Annotated in this window: 25 protein-coding genes; 7 read left to right on the top strand and 18 right to left on the bottom strand. The window is 52.9% G+C overall.

Annotation, left to right across the window (positions count from 1 at the left end):
• Nucleotides 1-6 precede the first annotated feature (6 nt).
• The 4 genes from V9K92_RS19870 to V9K92_RS19855 all read right to left on the bottom strand — a co-directional run bounded on the left by V9K92_RS19870 (nucleotide 7) and on the right by V9K92_RS19855 (nucleotide 4,284).
• A complete protein-coding gene (locus V9K92_RS19870; RefSeq protein WP_336440083.1) occupies nucleotides 7-1,359 on the bottom strand; it encodes a pyruvate dehydrogenase complex dihydrolipoamide acetyltransferase in 1,353 nt (450 codons plus the stop codon).
• Between the two features lie 15 nt (nucleotides 1,360-1,374).
• On the bottom strand, nucleotides 1,375-2,778 hold the full coding sequence (locus V9K92_RS19865; protein WP_115053047.1) for a pyruvate dehydrogenase complex E1 component subunit beta: 1,404 nt from the start codon (nucleotides 2,776-2,778) through the stop codon (nucleotides 1,375-1,377).
• Nucleotides 2,779-2,791: 13 nt separating this feature from the next.
• Nucleotides 2,792-3,823 carry a pyruvate dehydrogenase (acetyl-transferring) E1 component subunit alpha gene (pdhA, locus tag V9K92_RS19860; RefSeq protein WP_115053046.1) on the bottom strand — a complete coding sequence of 344 codons (1,032 nt, stop codon included), beginning with the start codon at nucleotides 3,821-3,823 and terminating at the stop codon, nucleotides 2,792-2,794.
• Between the two features lie 128 nt (nucleotides 3,824-3,951).
• Nucleotides 3,952-4,284, bottom strand: coding sequence for an FtsB family cell division protein (locus tag V9K92_RS19855; protein ID WP_115053045.1), 333 nt, complete (start codon nucleotides 4,282-4,284; stop codon nucleotides 3,952-3,954).
• A 153-nt stretch (nucleotides 4,285-4,437) separates the two neighbouring features.
• Here V9K92_RS19855 and V9K92_RS19850 point away from each other — a divergent pair, with 153 nt between their 5' ends.
• Nucleotides 4,438-4,782, top strand: a complete 345-nt coding sequence (locus tag V9K92_RS19850; RefSeq protein WP_337354739.1) for a hypothetical protein — start codon at nucleotides 4,438-4,440, stop codon at nucleotides 4,780-4,782.
• A gap of 57 nt (nucleotides 4,783-4,839) precedes the next feature.
• Here V9K92_RS19850 and eno read toward each other — a convergent pair whose 3' ends face one another.
• The 8 genes from eno to tpiA all read right to left on the bottom strand — a co-directional run bounded on the left by eno (nucleotide 4,840) and on the right by tpiA (nucleotide 12,421).
• Entirely contained in the window at nucleotides 4,840-6,117 is a 1,278-nt protein-coding gene (gene eno / locus V9K92_RS19845) for a phosphopyruvate hydratase (RefSeq protein WP_115053043.1), read from the bottom strand.
• 146 nt (nucleotides 6,118-6,263) lie between these two features.
• On the bottom strand, nucleotides 6,264-6,626 hold the full coding sequence (locus V9K92_RS19840; protein WP_115053042.1) for a PRC-barrel domain-containing protein: 363 nt from the start codon (nucleotides 6,624-6,626) through the stop codon (nucleotides 6,264-6,266).
• A gap of 100 nt (nucleotides 6,627-6,726) precedes the next feature.
• Nucleotides 6,727-7,557 (bottom strand): 3-deoxy-8-phosphooctulonate synthase, encoded by an 831-nt coding sequence (gene kdsA, locus V9K92_RS19835; protein ID WP_115053041.1) that lies wholly within the window; start codon nucleotides 7,555-7,557, stop codon nucleotides 6,727-6,729.
• 1 nt (nucleotide 7,558) lies between these two features.
• Nucleotides 7,559-8,455: a VOC family protein gene (locus tag V9K92_RS19830; protein WP_337354738.1), complete on the bottom strand. Its 897-nt coding sequence runs from the start codon at nucleotides 8,453-8,455 to the stop codon at nucleotides 7,559-7,561.
• Nucleotides 8,456-8,508: 53 nt separating this feature from the next.
• Nucleotides 8,509-10,137 (bottom strand): CTP synthase, encoded by a 1,629-nt coding sequence (locus V9K92_RS19825; RefSeq protein WP_307285123.1) that lies wholly within the window; start codon nucleotides 10,135-10,137, stop codon nucleotides 8,509-8,511.
• A 146-nt stretch (nucleotides 10,138-10,283) separates the two neighbouring features.
• Nucleotides 10,284-10,931: a L,D-transpeptidase gene (locus V9K92_RS19820; RefSeq protein WP_115053038.1), complete on the bottom strand. Its 648-nt coding sequence runs from the start codon at nucleotides 10,929-10,931 to the stop codon at nucleotides 10,284-10,286.
• A gap of 207 nt (nucleotides 10,932-11,138) precedes the next feature.
• A complete protein-coding gene (secG, locus tag V9K92_RS19815) occupies nucleotides 11,139-11,579 on the bottom strand; it encodes a preprotein translocase subunit SecG (RefSeq protein ID WP_115053037.1) in 441 nt (146 codons plus the stop codon).
• 77 nt (nucleotides 11,580-11,656) lie between these two features.
• Entirely contained in the window at nucleotides 11,657-12,421 is a 765-nt protein-coding gene (tpiA, locus tag V9K92_RS19810; RefSeq protein WP_115053036.1) for a triose-phosphate isomerase, read from the bottom strand.
• A gap of 161 nt (nucleotides 12,422-12,582) precedes the next feature.
• Here tpiA and V9K92_RS19805 point away from each other — a divergent pair, with 161 nt between their 5' ends.
• The 5 genes from V9K92_RS19805 to V9K92_RS19785 are packed head-to-tail and all read left to right on the top strand — an operon-like array spanning nucleotide 12,583 to nucleotide 18,029.
• Entirely contained in the window at nucleotides 12,583-14,472 is a 1,890-nt protein-coding gene (locus V9K92_RS19805; protein ID WP_337354737.1) for a SurA N-terminal domain-containing protein, read from the top strand.
• A 13-nt stretch (nucleotides 14,473-14,485) separates the two neighbouring features.
• Entirely contained in the window at nucleotides 14,486-15,505 is a 1,020-nt protein-coding gene (gene trpD / locus V9K92_RS19800; protein WP_115053034.1) for an anthranilate phosphoribosyltransferase, read from the top strand.
• A gap of 2 nt (nucleotides 15,506-15,507) precedes the next feature.
• Nucleotides 15,508-16,323 (top strand): indole-3-glycerol phosphate synthase TrpC, encoded by an 816-nt coding sequence (gene trpC, locus V9K92_RS19795; RefSeq protein ID WP_115053033.1) that lies wholly within the window; start codon nucleotides 15,508-15,510, stop codon nucleotides 16,321-16,323.
• Complete coding sequence (gene moaC, locus V9K92_RS19790; protein WP_337354736.1) at nucleotides 16,320-16,820, top strand: cyclic pyranopterin monophosphate synthase MoaC; 501 nt, start codon at nucleotides 16,320-16,322, stop codon at nucleotides 16,818-16,820. The genes trpC and moaC overlap by 4 nt, the downstream gene beginning before the upstream one ends.
• A complete protein-coding gene (locus V9K92_RS19785; RefSeq protein ID WP_337354735.1) occupies nucleotides 16,821-18,029 on the top strand; it encodes a molybdopterin molybdotransferase MoeA in 1,209 nt (402 codons plus the stop codon).
• On the opposite strand, the gene V9K92_RS19780 is transcribed toward V9K92_RS19785, so the two are convergent.
• The 6 genes from V9K92_RS19780 to V9K92_RS19755 form a co-directional block, all read right to left on the bottom strand.
• Entirely contained in the window at nucleotides 18,021-19,079 is a 1,059-nt protein-coding gene (locus V9K92_RS19780) for a Gfo/Idh/MocA family protein (protein WP_115053030.1), read from the bottom strand. The two genes, V9K92_RS19785 and V9K92_RS19780, sit on opposite strands and share 9 nt — an antisense overlap.
• 85 nt (nucleotides 19,080-19,164) lie before the next feature.
• Nucleotides 19,165-19,947, bottom strand: a complete 783-nt coding sequence (locus V9K92_RS19775) for a ThuA domain-containing protein (protein WP_337354734.1) — start codon at nucleotides 19,945-19,947, stop codon at nucleotides 19,165-19,167.
• A 38-nt stretch (nucleotides 19,948-19,985) separates the two neighbouring features.
• Complete coding sequence (locus V9K92_RS19770; protein WP_115053028.1) at nucleotides 19,986-20,993, bottom strand: ABC transporter ATP-binding protein; 1,008 nt, start codon at nucleotides 20,991-20,993, stop codon at nucleotides 19,986-19,988.
• 27 nt (nucleotides 20,994-21,020) lie between these two features.
• Nucleotides 21,021-21,848 (bottom strand): ABC transporter permease subunit, encoded by an 828-nt coding sequence (locus tag V9K92_RS19765; RefSeq protein ID WP_115053027.1) that lies wholly within the window; start codon nucleotides 21,846-21,848, stop codon nucleotides 21,021-21,023.
• The gene (locus V9K92_RS19760) at nucleotides 21,848-22,795 is read right to left on the bottom strand and encodes a carbohydrate ABC transporter permease (RefSeq protein WP_115053026.1); all 948 of its coding nucleotides are present in this window, start codon (nucleotides 22,793-22,795) and stop codon (nucleotides 21,848-21,850) included. The genes V9K92_RS19765 and V9K92_RS19760 overlap by 1 nt, the downstream gene beginning before the upstream one ends.
• A 112-nt stretch (nucleotides 22,796-22,907) precedes the next feature.
• Entirely contained in the window at nucleotides 22,908-24,170 is a 1,263-nt protein-coding gene (locus tag V9K92_RS19755) for an ABC transporter substrate-binding protein (RefSeq protein ID WP_115053025.1), read from the bottom strand.
• Nucleotides 24,171-24,454: 284 nt separating this feature from the next.
• Between V9K92_RS19755 and V9K92_RS19750 the strand changes: the two genes are divergently transcribed.
• Nucleotides 24,455-25,477, top strand: coding sequence for a substrate-binding domain-containing protein (locus V9K92_RS19750; protein ID WP_337354733.1), 1,023 nt, complete (start codon nucleotides 24,455-24,457; stop codon nucleotides 25,475-25,477).
• Nucleotides 25,478-25,514: the final 37 nt, after the last annotated feature.

Genomic DNA, 25,514 nt, shown 5'->3' with positions numbered 1-25,514 from the left:
CTTTTCTCAGACCAGCATGCCCATCGGGTTTTCAATGTGCCGCTTGAAAGCCTGAGCGAGTTCTGCCCCAAGGGCCCCGTCAACCGCACGATGATCGGTTGAAAGCGTAACGGACATTACCGTAGCAACCTTGATCTCGCCTTTTTTCACCACAGCACGTTCTTCGCCTGCCCCAATGGCAAGGATGGTCGCATGTGGAGGGTTGATGATCGCCGCAAAATCCTTCACGCCGAACATGCCGAGGTTGGAGACTGCTGTCGTGCCGCCCTGATATTCCTCGGGCTTTAGCTTGCGATCACGCGCGCGCTTGGCCAAGTCTTTCATTTCGTTGGAAATTGCCGACAGGGTTTTCTCTTCTGCCTTGCGGATGATTGGTGTGATCAATCCACCGGGGATGGAGACAGCCACACCCACATCGGAATGCTTGTGCTTGACCATATTGCTTTCAGTCCAGGAAACATTGGCTTCCGGTACATCGCGCAAGGCCAAAGCCATCGCCTTGATGATGAAATCATTGACCGAGAGCTTGTAGACCGGAACATCGCCCTTGTCGGTTTTGCGCATTGGTGCAGCAAGATTGATCTGCTGGCGTAGGGCCAGAAGGGCATCCAACTCGCAATCGACAGTTAGGTAGAAGTGAGGAACCGTCGATTTTGCCTCGAGAAGACGCTTGGCGATTGTTTTACGCATGCCGTCATGCGGTACAAGCTCGTAAGAGCCTTCGGCAAACAGCTTAAGCACAGCGTCATCAGACATCGGCTTGGGCGCGGATGCAGCAGTAGCTGGCGCTGCAGCGGCAGGCGCAGCCGACTTGGCACCGCCTCCGGCAATAGCGGCTTCAACGTCTTTCTTTATAACGCGGCCATGCGGTCCAGTGCCCGTAACCGCGACAAGATCAATCCCTGCATCCTTGGCTATGCGGCGCGCAAGCGGCGATGAAAATGGACGATCGCCCGCCTTGGCATCAACAGCAGGTGCTTCCTGCTTTGGCGCTTCTGCCTTGGCCGGTTCAGCCTTTGGCGCCTCTGCGGCTGGCTCAGCCTTCTTCTCTTCTTTTGCTTCTGCTTTGGCAGGAGCAGCATCGCCACCGCCTTGGGCAGCAGCGCCAACATCCTCGCCATCAGCCGCAAGAATAGCAATCAAGGCATTGACCTTGACGCCTTCAGTGCCTGCCGGAACGACGATTTTGGCAACGGTACCTTCGTCAACGGCTTCAACTTCCATTGTTGCCTTATCGGTTTCGATCTCGGCAATAACATCGCCGGGACCAACCTTATCGCCTTCTTTGACGAGCCATTTGGCAAGGTTGCCCTCTTCCATCGTAGGAGAAAGCGCCGGCATGGTGATATTGATCGGCATATCGGTTTCCTCCCCTTATGCTGTGTAGGTCACAGCTTTGACGGCGTCGATAATTTCCTGAATGTTTGGCAGCGCCAGCTTTTCCAGATTGGCAGCATAAGGCATTGGAACATCCTTGCCCGCAATCGTCAGGATTGGAGCATCTAGATAATCAAAGGCCTGCTGCATGACGCGGGTGGCAATTTCCGTACCAACTGAAGACTGCGGGTAGCCCTCCTCAATGGTTACAAGGCGACCTGTCTTCTTCACAGATTCAACCACTGTTGGAATATCCATTGGCCGGATTGTACGCAGATCAATGATTTCCGCATCAATACCCATCTTGGCAAGCTCGACTTCAGCCTTCACCGTATAGTTCATGCCGATGCCGAATGAGACAAGTGTAACATCCTTGCCCTTCTTGTGGATACGGGCCTTGCCGATTGGCAGGACGAAATCATCAAGCTTCGGCACATCAAATGAATGACCATAAAGGATTTCGTTCTCAAGGAAGATCACCGGATTAGGATCGCGGATTGCAGCCTTGAGCAGGCCTTTTGCATCGGCAGCCGAATAAGGCATAACGACCTTCAGACCGGGAATGTGACTATACCATGCAGCGTAACATTGCGAATGCTGGGCCGCCACGCGTGAGGCTGCACCGCTTGGGCCACGGAAAACCATCGGCGCACCCATCTGACCGCCAGACATATAGAGCGTCTTGGCAGCAGAGTTGAGTATCTGGTCGATTGCCTGCATGGCAAAGTTGAATGTCATGAATTCAACGATTGGACGAAGGCCGGTCATCGCAGCGCCAACGCCAACACCGGCAAAGCCATGCTCCGTGATTGGCGTATCGACAACGCGGCGCGGACCAAATTCATCAAGCAGGCCTTGAGTGATCTTATAGGCACCCTGATATTCAGCGACTTCCTCGCCCATGACAAACACCGAGTCGTCGCGGCGCATTTCTTCAGCCATCGCATCGCGCAAAGCTTCACGAACGGTCGTCGAAACCATTTCGGTGCCTGCCGGAATATCGGGATCAGCGGCAACTTCAGTTTTCGGCGCAGCAGGAACGCTGGTCTTTTCAGGAGCAGTCTCTTGCTTGGGAGCTTCCGGCTCAGCCTGTGCTGGCGCAGCTTCTGCCTTGGCGGAAGCATCTGCCTTGGGCGCTGCGGCATCATCAGCGCTTTCGCCATCACCAAGCAGCACGGCGATCACGGTGTTCACCTTTACACCGTCAGTACCTTCGGCGACAAGAATCTTGCCGATTGTACCTTCGTCAACGGCTTCGACCTCCATCGTCGCCTTGTCGGTTTCGATTTCGGCGAGAATGTCACCGGACGTGACCTTATCGCCTTCTTTCTTCAGCCATTTGGACAGCTTGCCCTCTTCCATAGTTGGCGAGAGTGCTGGCATCAAAATATCTACAGGCATGATCGCGCCTCCCTTAGAGCAAAATGTCGGTGTAGAGCTCGGATGCATCCGGCTCCGGATCGGACTGCGCAAAATCAGCTGCATCTGCAACGATATCGCGAACGTCCTTATCGATCTTCTTCAGATCGTCCTCTGTGGACCATCCTTTTTCGATCAACCGGTTCTTCACCTGCTCAATTGGGTCATGATCGGAGCGCATCTTCTGCACTTCGTCCTTCGAACGGTATTTGGCCGGATCCGACATGGAGTGACCACGATACCGGTATGTCTGCATCTCAAGGATCATCGGGCCTTTGCCGGAACGGGCCCAGGCTGTTGCTTCCTCGCCCGCAGCGTTAACGGCACGAACATCCATACCATCAACCTGAATACCGGGAATATTGAACGAGAGACCACGCTTGGAGAAGTCAGTTTCGGCAGATGCACGAGAAACCGAGGTGCCCATCGCATAGCGATTGTTTTCAATGATGTAGACGACAGGAAGCTTCCATAGCGATGCCATGTTGAAGCTTTCATAAACCTGGCCCTGATTGGCGGCGCCGTCGCCGAAATAGGCAAGCGAGACATTGCCATTGTCGCGGTAGCGATTGGCGAATGCCAGACCTGTACCGAGCGAAACCTGTGCACCAACGATACCGTGACCGCCGTAGAAATGCTTCTCCTTGGAGAACATATGCATCGAGCCGCCCTTGCCCTTCGAAAGGCCTCCTCGTCGTCCGGTCAATTCAGCCATCACTCCCCGCGGACTCATGCCGCAGGCGAGCATGTGACCATGGTCACGATAGCCGGTGATGTTCTGGTCACCTTCCTTGAGCGACATTTGCATGCCTGTGACGACCGCTTCCTGTCCGATATAAAGGTGACAGAAGCCGCCGATAAAGCCCATGCCATAGAGTTGACCAGCCTTCTCTTCGAAGCGGCGGATCAACAACATCTGCCGGTAGGCTTCCAGCTCTTGCTCTTTGGTGAATTCGATTGGTTTTGGTGCTTTAGCAGCAGAAGTCTGCGCGGAACGCGCAGGGCTTTTTTTCGCCCTCGTGGCCATATCTCACTCCCTGTGACTTGGTCGCAAGAGAATAGCAGCAGAGACAGAACTTACAATACGCAGAATCGAATAAGTGCTATGCAAATAAGACGTTCAAAATACACAACAAAATAGCTATTAACCGGATATCAGTTAATAGCCAAATCTCCGGAACCACGCATTATCGTGACCTCATCCGGACGGGAAACGTTCAGTGCTTTGCGAGCTTGCTCGTCCAGCATATCCTTCTCAATTGTCCCATCATGCATAAGTTTAACCTGTCGTTCAAGCTCCTTGCGATTCTCGACGACAGCAGCAAGCTGAGCCTGAAGCAGCTGGGTTCGCTCCTGCAGTTTAATGGTGGAATAAAGACCATATTCGCCGTGATAGGCATGGAAGCCGAAATAGGCGAAAAACAGGGTGGCGAGCAGCGGAACAATTAAGCGCCCCCGCCTGGTTTTACGTCTCTGTTTTGTCCACATTGTCTTATCCGGATCGCTACGGAATCAGGTCACGATGGCCTGATTTGTCACACACTCATAAAACAGTGTTTTGCTTAACAGGCGATTACCAGCCACCTCAAAACCATGTTACGAAGTCCGGGCATCTTTTGACAAACATCTAATGGCGCCGGTATGAGCATTCGAAACATCAGCGCAATTGCTTTGCCGGTACTGGCAGTTCCACTCGCCATAATAGCACTAATAACAACACCAAATGAGTACACGGCGATGGGGCAATCCGGTGTGGATTGTGACGGGCCATTTGGGGTTCTCGTTTTCGCGCTGCCGGCTCTTGTTGTCTATGTACTGGGTATTGGCATTTTCGCGATATCCGGATTTCCGAAGTCGCCAGCATTGAGAATCCTGATAGCCGCACCCAGCCTGATTATTAGCGGTGCGCTTGGCATTCAGATCGCCTTGAGCATTCATGAGCTTCAAACTGATGCGTATCAGGAAACATGCGGCAGCGGGCTCTAATCCGCCCAAAAAAATGGCGGACCTGAGCCCGCCATTTAAATTCGATAGGTTCAAATATTAGATGAAGCGGAAAATGCCGCGGCCCGCATAGCTGGCCTGCGGACCAAGCTCTTCTTCAATACGGATCAACTGGTTGTACTTCGCGATCCGGTCGGAACGTGACAGCGATCCGGTCTTGATCTGTCCGCAATTGGTAGCAACTGCAAGATCCGCAATGGTTGAATCTTCGGTTTCGCCAGAACGATGCGACATCACAGATGTATAGCCAGCGCGATGGGCCGTTTCCACAGCGTCAAAAGTTTCAGACAATGTGCCAATCTGGTTGACCTTGACGAGGATCGAGTTGGCAACACCCATCTTGATGCCATCACGAAGACGGGCCGAGTTGGTCACGAAAAGATCGTCGCCGACGAGCTGGCATTTCTTTCCAACAAGATCAGTGAGGTGCTTCCAGCCTTCCCAATCATCTTCCGACATGCCGTCTTCGACCGTTATGATGGGATAATTGCCAACGAGCTGAGCGAGATATTCAGCTTGCGCCTTCGGGTTACGGCTCTGGTTGTCGCCTTCGTATACGTAATTTCCGCCTTTGAAGAACTCAGTGGCGGCACAATCAAGACCGATCGCGATTTCTTCACCTGGCTTGAATCCAGCTTTTTCAATCGACTCCATGATGAAATCGAGCGCTTCTTCAGCAGACTTCAAATCTGGAGCAAAGCCGCCTTCATCGCCGACATTTGTGCTATGGCCCGCATCCTTGAGGCGCTTCTTCAGCGTGTGAAACACTTCCGAACCATAACGCACGGCTTCTGCCAAAGATGACGCGCCGACTGGCAGGATCATAAATTCCTGAAAGTCGATTGGGTTGTCGGCATGGGCGCCGCCATTGATGATGTTCATCATGGGCACTGGCAGGACATGAGCGTTTGGACCGCCGAGGTAGCGATAAAGCGGCAGGCCCGATGCCTCAGCGGCGGCCTTGGCAACAGCGAGCGAAACGCCGAGAATGGCATTGGCACCAAGACGGCTCTTGTTCGGCGTGCCATCAAGTTCAATCATGGTCTGATCGATATGGATCTGGTTTTCTGCTTCTAGACCGCCAATCGCGTCAAACAGTTCGCCATTCACTGCGTCAACAGCTTTTTGAACGCCCTTGCCGAGATAACGGGTTCCGCCGTCGCGCAACTCAACAGCTTCATGTGCGCCAGTCGATGCGCCCGAAGGTACAGCAGCGCGGCCCATGGAACCATCTTCGAGGATGACATCGACTTCCACAGTCGGGTTACCGCGACTATCCAGAATTTCACGGCCAATAATATCGACAATCGCAGTCATGGGAGTTCCTTTTGAAAACGTGGGACAGCATAAGCTGGCCCCTGAATAGCGAATGAAGATGACAAGGAAAACCCTGACAAGTCGATTTGTGCATTAAAACGGAAAAAAGGCCGCTCGAAAGCGGCCTCTTTTGAAGATCAGCGACGTTAAGCCGCCTTATCGACCTTATAATAAGAGAACGACATATCCCTTACCTTGCGGCCATCATTTTCCGTAAGCTCGGCGATTGTGTTCACAGGAGCCTGTTCCAGCTGCTGGCGGGTGAACCCAACTGTGTAACCGCCATTGTTTTTGTCATAGTCGAGCAGTGACCAAGGTATGGCGTGGTACTTTTCACCAATGCCCAAGAAACCTCCGAAGCCGACAACTGCAAACATTATCTTATCGGATGTCTTATCAAGCATGACATCCTCAATTTCGCCCATCTTTTCGCCGGCAGTGTTATAGACATTGGTGCCAATAACACGTGAAGCGCGGATAGCTGTTGTATGACCTGAACTGGTTGGCATTTTGCTTCTCCTTCTTGCTTTTGCATGAAGGGTTAATGAGTGAATTGGCCCATGGTTGCAAAAAACTCAAACTTTAATTGCGGAACAATGTCGCGCGTGGTCAAACAGCTTTGGCTATGCGGTCGAATTCCAGCAGTTTTTCAAGCAAACGAGGCATCTGATCCAACGGCACCATATTGGGACCATCTGACGGGGCGTTGTCGGGATCCTGATGCGTCTCGATAAAGACACCCGCCACACCAACGGCCACTGCCGCGCGCGATAGAGTTTCAACGAACTCGCGCTGACCGCCAGTCGAACCACCCTGGCCACCCGGCTGCTGCACGGAGTGAGTCGCGTCAAAAATAACCGGCGCGCCAAAGCTTGCCATAATTGGCAGGGATCGCATGTCGGACACCAACGTGTTGTAACCGAAGGAAGCACCGCGCTCGGTCACCATCACATTCGGGTTGCCGCTCTCTGTCACTTTGGCCACGACATTCTTCATATCCCAAGGCGCAAGAAACTGACCCTTTTTGATATTCACGATTTTACCGGTCTTGGCGGCAGCAATCAGAAGATCGGTTTGGCGGCAAAGAAAGGCTGGAATCTGCAAAACATCGACAACCTCGCCGAGAATTGCACATTGCTCTTCCGTGTGAACATCGGTGAGCGTTGGAAGACCAAGCTCCTTTTTAATATCAGCAAATACCGGCAAGGAATTTTCAAGGCCAAAGCCGCGCTTGCCGGAGAGCGACGTGCGATTCGCCTTGTCAAAGCTGGATTTATAGACGAGGCCAATGCCAAGCTTTTCGGCCATTTCTTTCAATGCGCCTGCCATGTCGAAAGCGTGCTGGCGGCTTTCCATCTGGCAAGGGCCCGCAATGAGCGAAAGTCTGCCGCTATTGGAAAATGCGACATTGCCAGCGGAAACGATGGAATTCTGGGACATATCAGAGGGCCTCAAATGCGATGGCAGCGCCCTGCCCTGGTGCCTTGTGCACGATCAGGCGGGAGCCACGCTTTTCGATTGGAATATTGTTGCTGATGAGCAAAGATTCAACTGCCGCCAGATCACGAACGCCAAGCACGAACGCTTGCAGGCGCAGACCGCGCTCGATTGTTGATGATTCTATACCGGTGAAAGCCTTCAATCCGGATGGCGTAAGCACGGTAATATTTGCATTGGCCGCAGCCATATCCATGCCGAATGAATGCGCGTTGACGTCCCGCTGATTGATCACTTCCTGCAAAGGATACTGGAAATCCGTGGGATTGACCTCAGAAAGAACCACTTCCCGCAAAACGGCAGCACCATTTGCATGTAATTGCAACGCGCTCCGATCTACCTTTGGGGTGTTTATGCGCTCGCAAGTGAAGAAGAATATATCGGGCGCGCGCAGATCCGCGGCAAAAGCCAAGCGAAATCCTGCACGGTCCTCTTTGCCATCCGGCAAAATGAACGGCCGGGAAAAATCCAGAATATTGCCGGCAGAAATCCCTGCCTCTGCGAAAGATTGATGGTCGGCTTTTGCGTTCTCGCTGCCCATGACGAGTGCAGAAAAACCTTCCTGCCCGTTACGGAACCGATAGGCCTGATCCCGCGCGACAAACACATTGCCTTTAATCGCCTCAGCCTCGCATGTCTCGCGCTGACCTATGGCCAAAAACTCAAGGAAACTATTATCGCCGAAGAATACGCAAACATTCTCGGTTCCGAACGGATGTACTCCTACAGGCGCGACCGTGAACCCAAGTTGTTCCAATCGCACGCGTGCGATTTCCAGATCTGCCGTGGGCAAAACCAGATGGTCGACAGGACGGGGCGTGCGGGGTGACAAATTACTCATGATGAAAGGGTGTGCCTCAATGCTGACTGCAATTCAAGTCACACCCTTGCCGATCAAACGAGCCTGCTTTGCGCCATCGCCGCATTGATGAACGATGCAAACAATGGATGTGGCTCAAACGGACGCGACTTCAATTCCGGATGATACTGTACACCGATGAACCAGGGATGGTCAGGATATTCCACCGTTTCAGGCAGAACGCCATCCGGCGACATGCCCGAGAATACCAAACCACATTCTTCAAGACGGTCCTTATATTCGATATTCACTTCATACCGATGTCTGTGCCGTTCGGAAATGTCGGTAGAACCGTAAATATCAGCAATCCGTGTGCCCGACTTGAGCAACGCATCATAGGCGCCAAGACGCATCGTTCCGCCCAAATCCCCGGTCTGCGCGCGCTTTTCAAGCATATTGCCTTTAAGCCACTCGGTCATCAGGCCAACAACGGGCTCGCTCGCTGGGCCAAACTCGGTAGAAGATGCCTTTTCGACGCCAGCCAAGGAACGAGCGGCTTCAATCACAGCCATCTGCATGCCAAAACAAATACCGAAATACGGAACCTTCTTTTCGCGGGCGAACTTGGCGGCAAGTATCTTGCCTTCCGAACCGCGCTCGCCAAACCCGCCAGGCACGAGAATACCGTGAACCTTTTGCAGGTAAGGCGCAGGATCTTCCTGTTCGAATATTTCGGATTCGATCCAGTCCAGATTGACCTTTACCTTATTGGCCATGCCGCCATGATGCAGCGCTTCAATCAGCGATTTATACGCATCTTTCAGGCCGGTATATTTACCAACAATGGCAATCGTAACCTCGCCTTCCGGATTGTGGATGCGCTGGCTGACTTCGTCCCAACGCTCCATGCGAGGCTTCGGTGCCGGATCGATCCCAAATGCGGCCAAGACTTCTGAATCCAGACCTTCTTTATGATAGGCCATAGGCACATCATAAATTGTATCCACATCAAGCGCCTGAATAACGGCAGAAGCCCGGACGTTGCAGAACAGCGATAGCTTGCGGCGCTCGGATTCCGGAATCTCGCGATCAGCGCGAATGAGAAGAATATCGGGAGCAATACCAATGGAACGCAGCTCTTTTACCGAATGCTGGGTTGGCTTGGTCTTGAGTTCACCCGCAGCCGGTATGTAGGGCATGAGGGTCAGGTGGATATAAACAGCGCTGCCGCGCGGCAAATCATTGCCAAGTTGGCGGATCGCCTCAAGGAAGGGCATTGCTTCAATGTCACCGACCGTACCGCCGATTTCACAAAGAACGAAATCATAATCCTCATTGCCTTCGACAATGAAGTTCTTGATCTCATCAGTGACGTGCGGAATTACCTGAACCGTCGCACCGAGATAATCGCCCCGGCGTTCCTTTTCGATAATGTTGCGATAAATCCGCCCTGTCGTGATGTTGTCCTGCTTATTGGCGGGACGCCCCGTGAAACGCTCATAATGACCAAGATCAAGGTCAGTTTCGGCGCCATCGTCGGTTACAAACACTTCGCCATGTTGATAGGGCGACATCGTTCCGGGGTCGACGTTGAGATAAGGATCAAGCTTGCGAATCCGTACACGGTATCCACGAGCTTGGAGGAGTGCCGCCAAAGCGGCTGCAGCGATGCCTTTTCCGAGGGAAGAAACCACGCCACCAGTGATGAAAACATATCGGGCCATGGGCTTATCTCGTTAGTCCTTTGCAAGTGATTTGGCCACAAAAAAATTCGGCTGAAGCGCCGTTTTCCCGCACAAATCTTTTCTTCATTTCAAACAAAACGGCCAGACGCAAAGTCTGGCCGTTCAATTAAATCCGGTATTAGTTGTTATAGAACAACAACTTCCGTACCGATTTTCACGCGATCATAAAGATCGATAACGTGATCATTGACCATGCGGAAGCAGCCATTGGAAGCTGAGCTTCCAATGGTCCAAGGCTGCACGGTGCCGTGGATACGCACATAGGTGTCACGATTTCCCTGTGACAGATAGATTGCACGGGCGCCCAAAGGATTACCAGGACCGCCATCCATGCCGTTCTCATACTTGGCATAATGAGCTGGCTCGCGCTTGATCATTTCCTTGGTTGGAATCCAACGAGGCCATTCGCGCTTTGTCTGGACAACAGCCGTACCCTTGAACTCGAGCCCTTCCTTGCCAACGGCAATACCATAACGGCGGGCAGAATAGGCGCTTTGGACCAGATAGAGAAATCTTGCTTGCGGATCGATCACGATCGTGCCCGGCTTGTATCCGGAGAATTCAACTTCCTGCGGCATGTATTTTGGATCAATGCCATATTTTGTTTTCTTCGGGCGGGCTGGCGTGCGCACCTCCGCCACTTCTACCGGCTTTGCTGCATCGCGTTCGCCAGTGAAAGGCTTTGTAAGTTTCTTGAGGATCGGCTCGGCAGATGCAGGGCCGGCCAAGGCCAGTACCGACATTCCAATAAGCAATGAGCGACGTGACAACATGATGTGTATTCCCGAATGGATTGCAAAGCGTCCCAAGCGACGCTTGCCGGGCCCCCTAGGCCAACTTGATATTGCGATAACTGAAGACAGGGCCCTTCTCAATGCAAATCGCTGTGATCATTCCTGACGAATGATGGATGCATCAAAGAAGTTGCGGAACCGCAACACATTGTTGTGGTTCCGCGTAACTATATAACCGTATGCGTTTTACTGCGAGTTCGGAACAGGATTTGCAGGCTGCGCAGGAGTAACCGGTGCTGTAGGCGCGGGCGCGGTCGATTCGGGGGCTGGTGCCGCTGGCGTTGCCGGGGCAGTCGACGATGCGCCGCCCAACTGATTAAGAACACCGCCGCTTGAAGGAGGCTGCTGACCGGCAGGCTGACTGCCTGTCGTCGTCGGAATACGATTGAGAATGTCAGTGGGCGTTTCGCTATAGCGCGAAAGAATGCCGAGCGCCAAGGAAGTGATAAAGAACCCTGTTGCCAGGATGGCTGTTGCGCGGGTCAGCACGTTTGCAGCACCCCGTGCCGTCATCAAACCGGACCCGCCACCAATACCCAGACCACCGCCTTCGGAACGCTGCACGAGCACAACCCCAACGAGGGCAAGTACTATCAGAAGATGAATCACAATAAGGACGGTTTGCATGGGTATTTTCTGCTTCTCAAGTGTCGGACGCGGCTCTTTACACCGTATCGGTCGATAAACCAAGCCCGGTTTTACGCTTAGAGCGAATGATATGCTTCACAGATGGCTAGAAAGTCCGGTGCTTTCAAGCTCGCACCACCCACAAGTGCGCCATCGACATTCTCTATACCAAGAAGTTCAACAGCATTGGATGGTTTTACCGACCCGCCATAGAGGATGCGCATTACCTTGCCCTCATCACCAAAGCGATCGCTTAATGCCACCCGAATAGATGCATGGACTTCACGCACGTCTTCGGCGGTCGGTGTCAGTCCGGTTCCGATTGCCCAGACGGGCTCGTAGGCGACAATCGTATTTCCGGCGGTGGCATTATCGGGAACTGACCCAGCAAGTTGCGTCGCGATGATTTCCAGCGTCGAACCTGCTTTGCGCTGCAACTCGGTTTCTCCGATGCAAATAATGGCAGTAAGACCAGCTTCCCAGCCAGCGCGCGCCTTGGCATTGACGATGGCATCGGTCTCGCCATGGTCGGTGCGGCGCTCCGAGTGACCGACGATGACGTGCGATGCTCCCGCGTCTTTCAGCATGCTGGCAGCAATATCGCCTGTATGAGCGCCAGACTGCTTTGCGTGGCAGTCCTGACCACCAATGCTCAACTTCTCACCCTCTACGGATTGCGCAGCTCGCCAGACAAGCGTTGCAGGCACGCAAATGAGAGCATCTATTTTTTCGCCGATTGCCGAGTTGGGACGATTAATGATCACGCGAAGTTCATCAAGCTGATCTCCCATGCCATTCATTTTCCAGTTGCCGGCGACGAGAGGGCGAATATTGGGGGTCATCTTCTCTTCCTTAAGTCACGAAAGTCATGGTTTGGGCGATTTTCTGAAGTCTTTGATTGCCTGACTAGCAAATTCACTTGATAAAGCAATCGACACAAGCTTTGCATCACGCTATTCCCGCTAGGATTCAACTGCGTTTCGTTTAATACGGTGACTTTAATATGCTCGACTCCCTCCGCAATGTTGCCCAGACCTGGGTAGCCAAGTTGCTTCTCGCTCTTCTCGGACTCAGCTTTATAGGCTGGGGCGCGTCGAGCACCCTGCTTGGCGCCATTAACGGCAATGCTGCCATCAAGGCGGGAGATTCCGAAGTATCGCCCCTCGATTACCGCTTGGCTTATGACCGCGAGCTTGCGTCATTGTCGCAACGCTTTGGTCAACGGCTGACACGCGAACAGGCTGATGCCATCGGCATTAGCAATCAGGTCCAGGGGCGGCTTGTTGCCGGCGCCTTGCTTGATGAGCAGGCCCGCAAGATGTCTTTGGGTCTGTCAAAAGACCGTTTGGCCCAGCTTGCAGCCGAAGATCCCGCATTTCGGGGCGCAAACGGACAGTTCAGCAGCGCACAGTTTGACGCCGTTCTGCGCAATGCTGGCATGACGCCGCAAAACTATCTGGACAATAGCGCCCAGGTTGCACGCCGCCAACAGATCGTCGAGGCTGTCGCAGACGGGATCAAGGCTCCAGAAACGCTGGTTAAAGCCATCGCTATTTACAAAGGCGAATCGCGCACCATTGAATATGTAGCTATGCCGAAAAACTTCGTCTCAAGCGTTGCCGACCCAAGTGATGCGGACCTGAAGACATATTTCGAAGCCAACAAAGAAGTCTATGGCGCGCCGCAATACCGCAAGGTCAGCTACGTCAAACTTGAGGCCTCGGATATTGCAAACCCGGCAACGGTAACGCCTGAAGAGATAAAGGCAGAGTACGAAAAGAACATTGCCCGCTACTCCACACCGGAAACGCGCACTATCGAACAGCTGTCATTTGCCGACGAAGCTGCCGCGAAAGCCGGATTGGAAAAACTTAAAACAGGCATGAGCTTCGAGGATTTGGTCAAGGCCGAAGGCAAGAGCATGAATGATGTGCATCTTGGCACATTCCCGAAAAGTGCCCTGCCCGACCAATCCATCGCCGAGCCGATCTCCGCGCTTCAAGCCAATGGCGTAAGCGACGTATTGAAGGGAACGTTTGGTCCTGTGATTGTTCGCGTCACTGCGGTCACACCTGAAGTAGTCAAGCAGCTTCCTGAAGTTGAAAAAGAAATTCGTGAGAATATTGCCCTTGTACAGGCGACAAATGCCGTAGCGGATGTCCATGACGCCTACGAAAATGCGCGCGCTGATGGCCAGACCATGGCGGAAGCTGCCGCAGCTCAAAACCTGAAGGTGGTAACGATCGATGCGGTGGACCAGAATGGTCGCTCGCCCGACGAAAAAGACGTTCCAAACTTGCCGTTTGATGAAAACCAGATGGCCGCAATTTTCCAGGCTGATGTCGGTTTTGACAATGAGCCGTTCAGCCTCGGCACGAATGCCTATCTCTGGTACGATGTCGACAGCGTAACGCCAGCCCGTGAACGGCCATTGGACGAAGTTAAAGCCAAGGTCATCGAGCATTGGAAGACAGCCGAACTTGAAAAACAGCTGAATGCGAAAGCTGAGGAAGTTCGCAAGCGCGTTGCGGATGGAACGTCACTCGACGACATTGCCACTGAGTTCAAATTCACCAAGGAAACCAAGCGGGGGATTACGCGCGAAAGCAAGGATGCTGACCTCGGTGAAGGTGGCGTAGATTCTGTTTTCGATGGCCCTCAGGGCTTGGTTGGAATGAGTGAATCGGCAAGCGATGGATCGAAGTTGATCTTTAAGGTTACCGAGGCAATCGAACCCGCCAATGTCGGTCCTGAATCTCTTACAGCCGCGGAGAAAGATGCATTTGGTTCGCGTCTTGCAGATGATCTCCTCGACCAGTTGATAGCGCAATTGCAGACCGTCTATCCGGTGACAGTCAACAAGACAGTCATCGATCAGGCGCTCGCCCGGTAAGAATGTGTGAATAATGGCTGAGCTAAAGCGTTTCATTGGTATTGCCGCTTCCGGCAACGCACTTTCCCAAGACGAGGCGGTTGAAGCTTTCGACATCATGATGTCGGGACAGGCTACCCCGGCCCAGATTGGTGCGCTGCTGATGGCTTTGCGTGTTCGCGGTGAAAACATTGATGAGATCACAGGCGCCGTTGCTGCCATGCGCTCGAAGATGCTCAAGGTTGCCACTTCCGTCGACGCGATTGATATTGTTGGCACCGGCGGTGATCAGTCAGGGTCCTACAACGTTTCGACATGTGCTGCCTTCGTCGCTGCAGGAGCCGGGGTGCCGGTCGCAAAACATGGCAACCGGGCGTTATCATCCCGATCAGGGGCCGCCGATACTCTAGCGGCGCTTGGTATCAACATCGAAATTGGTCCAGAACTCATAGCAACCTGCATTGAGCAGGCGGGGATTGGCTTCATGTTTGCGCCCATGCATCATCCGGCGATGAAGCATGTTGGCCCTGCGCGCGTTGAGCTTGGAACACGTACTATTTTCAACCTTTTGGGCCCGTTGACAAATCCGGCAGGCGTAAAACGTCAATTGGTTGGCGTCTACGCACCCGAATGGGTCGAGCCAATTGCGCATGTGCTAAAAAATCTCGGCTCTCAGTCGGTTTGGGTGGTGCATGGCGACGGTCTGGATGAAATCACCACCGCAGGGGTGACGAAGGTCGCCGCGCTCGAAAACGGTACAATCCGCACTTTCGAAATTGAACCGGAAACGTTTGGTCTAAGGCGGGTCGACCCCCAGGACTTGAAAGGCGGAACAGCCGATGAGAATGCTGTTTCCTTGCTTTCCGTGCTGGATGGGGCACATGGCGCCTATCGCGATATCACACTGTTCAACGCCGGTGCAGGACTTGTAATAGCCGGAGCTGTAAACGATCTGAAGGCTGGTATTGAGATGGCCGCTCATTCCATTGACAGCGGCGCGGCGCGAAATGTGCTAAAAAATCTCGTCCAAGTGTCAAACAGCAGGGTTGCCTGACCATGGTAGATATTCTTCGCAAGATTGAGGCCTATAAGCGCGAGGAAATCGCAGCCGCAAAGGCCACCGCGTCGCTGGAAGATCTCAAAGCCTATATCGCCGATCAAGATAGCTGCCGTGGCTTTCTCGATGCTCTGAAGTCGAAACGCGCCAAGGGCGAATTTGCCCTGATTGCCGAAATTAAAAAGGCTAGCCCATCCAAGGGCTTGATCCGGGCAGACTTTGATCCGCCTGCTTTGGCAAAAGCCTATGAACTTGGCGGTGCAGCATGTCTTTCGGTTTTGACCGATGGCCCATCATTTCAAGGTGCGCCGGAATTCTTGAAGACAGCACGTGCTGCGGTGAAGCTCCCTGCCCTGCGTAAAGATTTTCTCTTCGATACCTACCAGGTCTATGAAGCGCGGAGCTGGGGTGCTGATTGCATTTTGATCATTATGGCCAGCGTGACTGACGATCTGGCGATTGCGCTTGAAGAAACTGCGTTCTCGCTCGGTATGGACGTACTTGTCGAGGTTCATGACGAAGCAGAGATGGAGCGCGCGCTGAAACTATCCTCGCCGCTTCTGGGTATCAACAATCGCAATCTGCGCACCTTTGAAGTTGATCTGGCTGTATCAGAAAGACTGGCTGCCATGGTGCCGGACTCTAAATTCCTTGTCAGCGAAAGTGGCGTGTTCACTCATGACGATTGTCGGCGGTTGGCACAATCCAATATCGGCTCATTCCTCGTTGGCGAAAGCCTGATGCGTCAAGTCGACGTAACAGCTGCAACCAAATCACTTCTATTCGGCAATACATCGCAAACGGATGCCGCATGACGCCCTCCAAACTGTCCCATCTCGATGCGACAGGCGCAGCCAATATGGTGGATGTTGGCGACAAGACTGAAACCGTGCGTCTGGCAACAGCTGAGGGGTTTGTTTCCATGCTCCCAGAGACGCTAAAGCTTATCCAGACCGGCAATGCCGCCAAAGGCGATGTTATCGGCACCGCACGCATCGCTGGCATCATGGCCGCCAAGAAGACGCACGAACTCATCCCGCTATGCCATCCACTGCTGTTGAGCAAAATATCGATCGATATTGAAGCCGATGAGACATTGCCCGGTCTGCACGTCACTGCGACCGTTAAATTGACGGGCAAGACGGGTGTTGAGATGGAGGCTCTAACCGCTGTTTCCGTGGCCTGTCTGACGATTTATGACATGGCAAAAGCCGTGGACAAAGGCATGAATATTCAAAACATTCGGCTCTTGCAGAAAACCGGCGGAAAATCCGGCGATTGGTCTGCCAATATTGCTGCCAGCGAGCGTTAAATGGCTGGACTCCTCCCCGTTGATGAAGCCCTGTCGCGCATCGTCGGTGCCGCTGTCAGAACAGATGCGGAAACAGTTCCGCTAAGCGAAGCCGGGGCGCGTGTTCTGGCTGAAGACCTTTACGCGAAACGACAACAACCGCCCTTCGCCGCATCGGCGATGGATGGCTATGCTGTTCGCGCTGCTGATATTGCAAACGTCCCCGTCAACTTGAAACTGATTGGCCAATCTGCAGCGGGTCATGCCTTTCAAGGTTCGTTGGGCGTTGGAGAGGCTGTTCGAATTTTCACCGGCGCGCCCGTTCCTGCTGGTGCTGATAGCGTGGTAATTCAGGAAAATACCATTGCCCACGGCTCCCAAGTCGAAATCAAAGAGACGATTACCCTCGGCAAAAATATTCGCAAGGCGGGACTGGATTTTCAGGAAGGTGATCTGCTGTTGAAAAATGGCCGGACGCTCGATCCTTCGGCCCTTGCACTGGCTGCCGCAGCAAATTATCCCGCAGTGCGGGTATATCGGCAACCAAAAGTTGCAGTTCTTGCAACCGGCGATGAATTGGTGAATCCCGGCGAAGTCTTCCGGCCCGACCAGATCATTGCCTCAAACACTTTTGGTCTGGCCGAAATCATACGCCAGGCAGGTGGTTTGCCTATTGATCTTGGCATAGCAGAAGACCGACTGGAAGCTTTGAGCGAGGCTGTAGACCGCGCCGTGGTAGCTCAAGCGGATATTCTAGTAACGCTCGGCGGCGCATCCGTTGGTGATCATGATCTGGTTCAGCCTGCTTTAGCTGCCAAGGGCATGAAACTCGATTTCTGGAAGATTGCTTTGCGCCCCGGCAAGCCACTCATGTTCGGGCGATTGAACGACATGAATATTCTGGGCCTGCCGGGTAATCCCGTATCCAGCTTGATATGCGGTCACATCTTCCTGGTACCGCTGATCCGCGCGATGCTTGGGCTGGAGCACCACCCCAACCTGCGTGCAGCAGTTTTGGGTCGTGACATGGACACGAATGATCAACGTCAGGACTATGTGCGCGCCACGCTTGCACGAAATGCCGACGGCACGCTCACAGCCACGCCTTTTCCCTTGCAGGATTCGTCAATGCTGAAGTTTTTGAGCGATGCCGAATGCCTTATCATCCGCGAACCACATGCCCCCGCCCTCAGGGCCGGAACCATGTGCAAGGTGATGTTGCTACGCTGAGTTTTCTTCAAGCTGATGTTCCTTGCGATCGATCTCCGTGATCGTGGCAAGGTCTATTGCTTTTTGCAATTTTGCGGCGTGGCGGAATGACGGCTCTAATGTTCTGCCCTGTCCAACCGCTTCAACGAAACGCTGATAATTTGTTGAGACCGGCTCGACATCAAGTTCTTTCCACGTTGCAGCTTCGACATCGTCGCCAAGGCAAACCATCAATTTTGAGCCATCATGCCGATGCTGGATTTCCAGCGATCCCTTGTCGCCATAGACCCGCAACCTCAATTCATTGACATGGCCCGTTGCCCAACGGCTTGAATGCACGACGCCCAGCGCGCCGTTTGTGAAGCTGACTGTCATGGTAAAGCTGTCGTTCGCATCAAGATCATATTCGCCGATTCTGTTGCCGTCAGCCTTGTCGAAGGCTTTCAACCGGCAGAATATTTCGTCAATTTCTGTGTCGGTGGCATAAACCACAAAGTCCAGAATATGGACGCCAACGTCGCCCAGAGTTCCGTTTGAGCCGTGCTTTTTCGACAGCCGCCAAAGCCAACGACTTTCAGTGCGCCATTCGCCCCACATTTTCGCAACAAGCCAGCTTTGCAGATATGAAGCCTCGACATGCTTGACCTGCCCGATCTGACCGCTGGTCACGAGTTTGCGAGCAGCCTGCAACTGCGCGACATTGCGATAGGTCAAGTTGACCATACCGACCAGATGCGCCGCTTCCGCCGTCTGAGCCATCTCCATCGCGTCCTGATGGTTCACGGCCAGAGGCTTTTCACAGAAAACATGCTTGCCAGCCCTTAGGCATTGCATAGTGGTTGCATAGTGAATGTTGTCGGGCGTGATATTGGCAACCGAATCAAAATCACCCCATGCAAGCGCGTCATCGAGCGATGTGAAGGCCCGCTCAATATTGTATTTTTCGCGGAACGCTTCGACACTATTGATGTTCACGTCGACAGCACCCGCAAGTGTCACCCCCTCAATTTCAGAGAAATTCTTTGCATGGGCATTGGCCATGCTGCCGGTTCCTAGGATCAATAAACGCATGCTTGCGGTCCTTTAAACGCGCGCTGCACTCCCCGAGTGCAAGCGCCGCGATCGATATTCATCATCTCTAATCGTACTTGGAGGTCTAGCGGAAGCCTTCTTCGCCAGCCTCGTGCAAACTTCCACCCCGAGCCTTGATAGGCTCCAGAGCCTTCTCTACAGGCACATTCGGAGCATCCGTAATGTGCGGGAACCGATTGGAATTATATGCCCAATTGACGGCATTTCTTAAGATCAGGCCCACTGTCTCATCATGATAGGTAGGATAGGTTTCATGACCAGGACGGAAGTAGAAAACGTTACCCGCGCCCTTGCGATAGGTCAGTCCCGAGCGGAAAACTTCGCCACCCTGAAACCATGACACGAAAACTGTTTCCAGAGGTTCTGGAACCGAAAACGGTTCGCCATACATTTCCTCATTCTCGAGCTCGAAATAGGCTGGCAACCCCTTGGCAATCGGATGTCCTGGATTGACCACCCAAAGACGCTCGCGTTCCCCTGCCTCACGCCAGTTCAGGGCGCAAGGTGATCCCATCAGACGCTTGAAAATCTTGGAAAAGTGCCCGGAGTGAAGAACAATAAGGCCCATTCCCTCCCAAACACGCTTTGCAACACGCTCTACGATTTCATCGGCAACATCGCCGTGAGCGCGATGGCCCCACCAGACCAAAACGTCCGTCTCTTCAAGTGCCTTGTCGGTCAAGCCATGTTCGGGTTCCTGCAACGTCGTGGTCTTCACACTGATATTGGCATCCTTGCCAATCAATTTGGCTATCTGGTTGTGCATACCTTCCGGATAGATGTCGGCAACGGTCTTGTTGATATGCTCGTGAACGTTTTCACCCCAGACGAGCGTACGAATCGGCATGATTATTTCCTTACTTTATGCTGTGTGCTGCTTTTGCTTCATGCCCGGGCCGGGTAGCCCGATTGGTCGAAGCGGTGAACATTGTCGTTGATGGGCGAAACATGGAGAAGATCCCCCGGCTGCCGGCTTGGCTTCCCGTCCTGACGAACGACAAGCGGTTCCTTTGCGCCAATATCGATATAGAGATAGCTTTCAGAACCGAGATTTTCAGAATGGATGAGCTTTCCAGCCCAAGTGCCAGCCTTTTCCCGAACTTCAAGATGCTCCGGACGCACCCCAAGCGTGTGCGCCTTATAGGCATCGGCGAATTTTTCAGTCAGGAAGTTCATCTTTGGAGATCCTATAAATCCGGCAACGAAAGTCGATTGCGGTTTCTCATATAGCTCCATCGGCGTACCGACCTGCTCCACATTGCCATCACGCAATACACAGATGCGATCAGCCAACGTCATGGCTTCCACCTGATCATGCGTGACGTAGATCATCGTCGTCTCATGCATTTTCGCGTGGAGCTTGGCGATTTCAAGACGCGTTTGCACCCGCAATGCGGCATCGAGGTTCGAAAGCGGCTCATCGAAGAGAAATACTTTCGGATCTCGCACGATCGCCCGGCCAATGGCGACGCGCTGCCTTTGCCCTCCTGAGAGTTGTTTGGGCAATCTGTCGAGGTAATCGGTGATTTGCAGCATTTCCGCCGCCTCGTTCACCCGGCGCTTGATTTCGTCCGCGCCACCCTTTGCCAGCTTCAGCCCGAAAGCCATGTTGTCGTAAACAGTCATATGCGGATAAAGCGCATAGGATTGGAACACCATGGCGATGCCGCGCTGCGATGGAGTGAGGCTGTTTACAACCTTCTCGTCGAAAGCCAGCGTGCCGGAGGTGATGTCTTCAAGCCCTGCGATCAAGCGAAGGAGCGTCGATTTTCCGCAGCCGGACGGCCCCACGAAAACCATGAACTCGCAAGGATTGATTTCGAGATCCACGCCCTTGATCACATCAAAGGTACCGAAGGATTTGCGTACATTGTTCAAACGAATAACTGTCATTTTTGAAACTCCCCTGAGCGCAAGGCTCTAGCCTTTGACGCCGCCGGCGGTGAGACCGGAAATGATCTTGCGTTGGAAAATAAGCACTAGAACCACCAGCGGTACCGTCACGATGACGGACGCAGCCATGATCAGACCCCACGGTACCTCGTGAGCACTGGCGCCGGATAGAAGTGCAATGATGACGGGAACCGTTCGCGTTTCCGTGGACGATGTAAACGTCAAGGCAAACAGAAACTCATTCCAAGCAGCGATGAATGCCAGAAGGCCTGTTGTTACCAGCGCTGGCCACATGAGCGGCAGGAATACTTTGGTGATGATCACCCAAGGCGTGGCACCATCAACAATAGCTGCCTCCTCGATTTCAATCGGCAGATCGCGCATGAATGTGGTGAGCACCCACACGGTAAAAGGCAATGTGAAGATCGTGTACGAGAAGATCAGACCCCACAATGTATTATAAAGCCCGAGGAGACGGATAACCTCAAACAGCCCCGCCAGCACTGCAATCTGCGGAAACATGGAAACCGAAAGAATTGTCAGCAATAGAAGCGAGCGGCCACGAAACCGCACACGCGCCAAAGCGAAGGCTGCCGTAACCGCCATAAGCAGCGACAAGGCTACAACGAGGCCGGAGACAATAAGCGAATTCAGAAGATTGCGGGGAAAGCTGCCCGCTTCGATAACACTGACATAATTGGCCAGGGAAAATGACGTCGGCCAATATTCAATCGTGAAAAGCGCACTGCCCGTTTTGAAGCTCGTGATGATCGCGTAGTAAAATGGGAACACCGCAAACAGGACAATGAGCACCACAAGCGCATAAAATGCTGTATTCTTGATAGCTACGGGCATCAGCGATCTCCCCCATCCAGCCGAACTCGGCCGACCCAGATTGCGACAATGGTCATGAGAGCAATAACGACGAAAAGCAGCGTCGATTGCGCCGAGCCATAGGCAAACTTGTCGAATTCAATGAGATTTTCGCGGGCCAGCACCGACATGGTTTTCGTCTGAGCACTGTTTGGCGTCAGGACATAAATCAGGTCAAAAATACGCATGGCATCAAGCAGCCGGAAGATGATTGCGACCATCAGCGCCGGTTTGACGAGAGGGAGCGTTATACGGAAGAACTGCTTTACGGGATGGACGCCGTCAATCTTGGCAGCCTCGTAAACATCGTTCGGAACCATTTGCAGACCTGCAAGGATCAGAAGCGCCATAAAAGGTGTGGTCTTCCATACATCCACGATCAACACGGCGATCATTGCCGTATCGGAACTTGCGGTCCATGCGATTGGATTGTCGATAAAGCCAAGGCGCATGAAAAGGTCATTGAGAATGCCGAACTGATCGTTCAGCATCCAGCCCCACATGCGGGCAGAGACGATAGTCGGTATCGCCCAAGGTATAAGAATTGCTGCGCGGACAATGCCCCTGCCCTTGAATTCGGCGTTCAGCACGAGGGCGATAATCATTCCGAAAAAGGCTTCAAGCGCCACTGAAATGACGGCAAAGCGTACTGTGTTCCAGACTGCATTCCACCATGCTGGATCGACGAGCAGGCCGGAATAAAGCGTGCGCCCGCTTTTCAGCTGGACCCATGAAAGATAGTTCTTGAATCCCACCCATTTAGCTTCCCCCATATTTGTGAGCGAAGCATCAGTGAAGGAAAAATAGATGGTTCGGATCAATGGCCAGCCAGCCACGATTGCTAAAGCAATGATCATCGGTATGAGGAAAAGCTGAGCCGAGCGGGATCGCTGGCGTAACAGATCTGATCGCAATGCTGTTGAGGTCATGTTTGAATTCCTGCCCAGGAAAAACATCGGGATGTGAACTCAGGCAGTCGGTGCGAGCGGGTTGTCAGGAGGCCTCCAACCGCTCGCACCGTGCCCTTATGCTGGCAGAAAACTACCAGCTACCTCCCTGAAGCTCGGCGATCTTGGCTTCAAGTACTTCAATGTTTTCAGCGGCGGTGCCATTTCCGGACAATGTGTCGTGAACAGCACTCCAGAACATTGAGGAGACTTCGTTATACTTGACCTTTGTCGGAGCAGACGGTCGTGGAACAGCCGTTTCAAAAACCGGCTTCCACAATGGGATCAAAGGCTGCGCCGCAGCGATATCCTTGTCATCGTAGAGCGATTTGATGGTCGGCAAATGAGAAATATTGATTGCCATTTCCTTTTGCTGCTTTTCATCTGCCAGGAACAAAGCAAGCTTTATGGCCTCATCCGGTGATTTGGAATATTTTGAAACAGCCACATTCCAACCGCCCAGCGTTGCGGCAGATTTCTCGCCCTCTTTTCCCACGGGCAGCGGCGCAACATCGAACTTACCTTTGACGGCGCTGTCAGCGCCTTGGCTCAATGAATAAGCGTAAGGCCAATTCCTCATGAAGACGGAATTGCCTGTCTGCCAGACCCCGCGGGACTCTTCTTCCTTATAGGCCAGCGCACCCTTTGGCGATATGGTGTCTATCCAGCCTTTGGCACGATCAATCGCAGCAACCGCCTCCGGATTATTGACCGAGATCGTACCGTCAGCCTCAACAATCTGGCCGCCGCCGGATGATTTTATCCATTCCAATGCATTACAGGTTAAACCCTCATAGGCATTTCCCTGAAACACAAATCCGAACATTCCCTTGTTTCCGGCTTGGCGCTCGCCATCCTGCACTTCCTTGGCGGTCGCAGCCATCTCATCCCATGTCTTGGGAACCGGCTTCTTGTACTTTTCGAGTAGATCCTTGCGATAATAAAGTGCTGGCGCATCTGTGTATAATGGCAGGGCAACCAATTTGCCGTCCACTGTCTGGCTTTCAATGATCGACGGGAAATGCTGGTCGACCACGCCTTTTGCCGCTTCGGTCAGATCGAGAAATTGCTCTGATAGCTGAGGCGCCCAAACCACATCGGTCTTATAGACATCGATATCCGAGTTTCCGGCTGCAAGCCAAAGGCGATACTGACCGAAATTGTCAGAACTGCTTGATGGCATCGCCACAATGGAAACCTTGTTGCCCGTTTCTTTTTCAAAGCGGTCAAGCTGCTTGCGCAACTCGGCATTTTCATTGCCGGTCGAGCTGTAAACAATAGAAAGATTGGCTGCATAGGCACCTGAAGACAACAGCGCTGTAAGCAGGATGCCCGCCAAAACTGAACTCTTTTTCATAAATCCTCCCAGAAATATTTGATGGATCAACCCATGCCGGACGGCACTCAATCCCCAGTTGACGATCCTCCTCAAGCACATCAGATAGTGAAATTAACCTATCCAAAGCGCTTTGGATAAAAGGTGTCAAAACGCAAAACGAATGTCAATAAATAGTTTATGAACGCCATTAATCAGGCAAATAAAATTGTGCAGATCATTTAAAGCGCTTTGAAGTATGATTATATTACGAAGGCAAAGACATCGAACGACGCAGATAGGAATACAGTTTTGGACCGTCCGGCATGAAGCTGAAAGAACTCGCTGAAAAGCTCAACCTCTCCCAGACGACCGTTAGCCGCGCGCTGAACGGTTATCCGGAAGTGAATGAGGCTACGCGCGAGCGCGTCAATAAAGCGGCATTGAAATTTGGCTATAGTGCGAATGCAAATGCCCGGCGGCTTGCCATGGGCCGTGTCGGTGCTATCGGCCTGGTTATCCCCGCAGATTCCAGCCAGCGATTTGGGCCTCATACCGCGGAATTTCTTGCCGGTTTGGCGGAGCGCCTTTCCCGGGACGAGATTGATTTTCTGCTCAGTCCCATTGTCGATAATGACGAGATTTCGGTTTATAAGCGCCTGATTTCGAGCAAACGGGTTGATGCGATCATCGTCTCCGGGCCTGTTTTGGTCGATGAGCGCGTATCCATGCTGATCGATGCAAACTTTCCTTTTGTTCTGCATGGCCGTACGAACATAGACAGGCCCCATGCCTGGCTGGATATCGACAATCAGGGCGCATTCTATCAGGCCGCAAGCCACCTCCTCGACCTTGGACATCGGCATATAGCCATGATTGACGGGTTAAGAGGGTTTACGTTCTCTGAGCATCGCGAGCTCGGATATCGCCAAGCGCTAAGCGAACGCGGCGTCGAAATCGACCCGCGCTTCATCGTACACGACTACTTCTCTGATGAAATCGGCTTTCGTGAAACGCAACGGCTGCTTTCATGCACTCCGCAACCGACAGCAATCATTGCAGGATCAATGATGACCGCTTTGGGCGTGTCACGTGCAGTTCGCAACAAGGGTTATCAGTTGGGCAAACAAGTATCGCTCATCACCCATGACGATGTCTTTCCATATCTCAATGCCAGCAACATGGTTCCATCCATGACCACCACACGATCATCAATGCGCTCCGCCGCCACGAGAATCGCTGAAATGCTCGTGCGCGTCCTTGATGGCGAACCCGTGGACAATATTCATGAATTATGGCCCGTGGAACTCACATTACGCCAGTCGAGCGGTCCTCCGATAGGCGGATAGGCCCATATTTTGCGTCATTCCATCTGATTTTCAGAGT

It is taken from the genome of Phyllobacterium sp. CCNWLW109 (assembly GCF_037203905.1).
In the GTDB taxonomy this organism is placed as follows: domain Bacteria; phylum Pseudomonadota; class Alphaproteobacteria; order Rhizobiales; family Rhizobiaceae; genus Phyllobacterium; species Phyllobacterium ifriqiyense.
This window is presented reverse-complemented; position numbering and strand designations above follow the sequence as displayed.

Coding starts and splice junctions, on each gene's coding strand:
- trpC (WP_115053033.1), top strand. CDS start 15,508: ATGGTAGATATTCTTCGCAAGATTGAGGCCTATAAGCGCGAGGAAATC.
- eno (WP_115053043.1), bottom strand. CDS start 6,117: ATGACTGCGATTGTCGATATTATTGGCCGTGAAATTCTGGATAGTCGC.
- V9K92_RS19870 (WP_336440083.1), bottom strand. CDS start 1,359: ATGCCGATCAATATCACCATGCCGGCGCTTTCTCCTACGATGGAAGAG.
- V9K92_RS19760 (WP_115053026.1), bottom strand. CDS start 22,795: ATGACCTCAACAGCATTGCGATCAGATCTGTTACGCCAGCGATCCCGC.
- secG (WP_115053037.1), bottom strand. CDS start 11,579: ATGCAAACCGTCCTTATTGTGATTCATCTTCTGATAGTACTTGCCCTC.
- V9K92_RS19755 (WP_115053025.1), bottom strand. CDS start 24,170: ATGAAAAAGAGTTCAGTTTTGGCGGGCATCCTGCTTACAGCGCTGTTG.
- V9K92_RS19855 (WP_115053045.1), bottom strand. CDS start 4,284: ATGTGGACAAAACAGAGACGTAAAACCAGGCGGGGGCGCTTAATTGTT.
- trpD (WP_115053034.1), top strand. CDS start 14,486: ATGGCTGAGCTAAAGCGTTTCATTGGTATTGCCGCTTCCGGCAACGCA.
- tpiA (WP_115053036.1), bottom strand. CDS start 12,421: ATGACCCCCAATATTCGCCCTCTCGTCGCCGGCAACTGGAAAATGAAT.
- V9K92_RS19765 (WP_115053027.1), bottom strand. CDS start 21,848: ATGCCCGTAGCTATCAAGAATACAGCATTTTATGCGCTTGTGGTGCTC.
- V9K92_RS19770 (WP_115053028.1), bottom strand. CDS start 20,993: ATGACAGTTATTCGTTTGAACAATGTACGCAAATCCTTCGGTACCTTT.
- V9K92_RS19785 (WP_337354735.1), top strand. CDS start 16,821: ATGGCTGGACTCCTCCCCGTTGATGAAGCCCTGTCGCGCATCGTCGGT.
- kdsA (WP_115053041.1), bottom strand. CDS start 7,557: ATGTCCCAGAATTCCATCGTTTCCGCTGGCAATGTCGCATTTTCCAAT.
- V9K92_RS19750 (WP_337354733.1), top strand. CDS start 24,455: ATGAAGCTGAAAGAACTCGCTGAAAAGCTCAACCTCTCCCAGACGACC.
- V9K92_RS19805 (WP_337354737.1), top strand. CDS start 12,583: ATGCTCGACTCCCTCCGCAATGTTGCCCAGACCTGGGTAGCCAAGTTG.
- moaC (WP_337354736.1), top strand. CDS start 16,320: ATGACGCCCTCCAAACTGTCCCATCTCGATGCGACAGGCGCAGCCAAT.
- V9K92_RS19865 (WP_115053047.1), bottom strand. CDS start 2,778: ATGCCTGTAGATATTTTGATGCCAGCACTCTCGCCAACTATGGAAGAG.
- pdhA (WP_115053046.1), bottom strand. CDS start 3,823: ATGGCCACGAGGGCGAAAAAAAGCCCTGCGCGTTCCGCGCAGACTTCT.
- V9K92_RS19850 (WP_337354739.1), top strand. CDS start 4,438: ATGAGCATTCGAAACATCAGCGCAATTGCTTTGCCGGTACTGGCAGTT.
- V9K92_RS19830 (WP_337354738.1), bottom strand. CDS start 8,455: ATGAGTAATTTGTCACCCCGCACGCCCCGTCCTGTCGACCATCTGGTT.
- V9K92_RS19775 (WP_337354734.1), bottom strand. CDS start 19,947: ATGCCGATTCGTACGCTCGTCTGGGGTGAAAACGTTCACGAGCATATC.
- V9K92_RS19780 (WP_115053030.1), bottom strand. CDS start 19,079: ATGCGTTTATTGATCCTAGGAACCGGCAGCATGGCCAATGCCCATGCA.
- V9K92_RS19820 (WP_115053038.1), bottom strand. CDS start 10,931: ATGTTGTCACGTCGCTCATTGCTTATTGGAATGTCGGTACTGGCCTTG.
- V9K92_RS19825 (WP_307285123.1), bottom strand. CDS start 10,137: ATGGCCCGATATGTTTTCATCACTGGTGGCGTGGTTTCTTCCCTCGGA.
- V9K92_RS19840 (WP_115053042.1), bottom strand. CDS start 6,626: ATGCCAACCAGTTCAGGTCATACAACAGCTATCCGCGCTTCACGTGTT.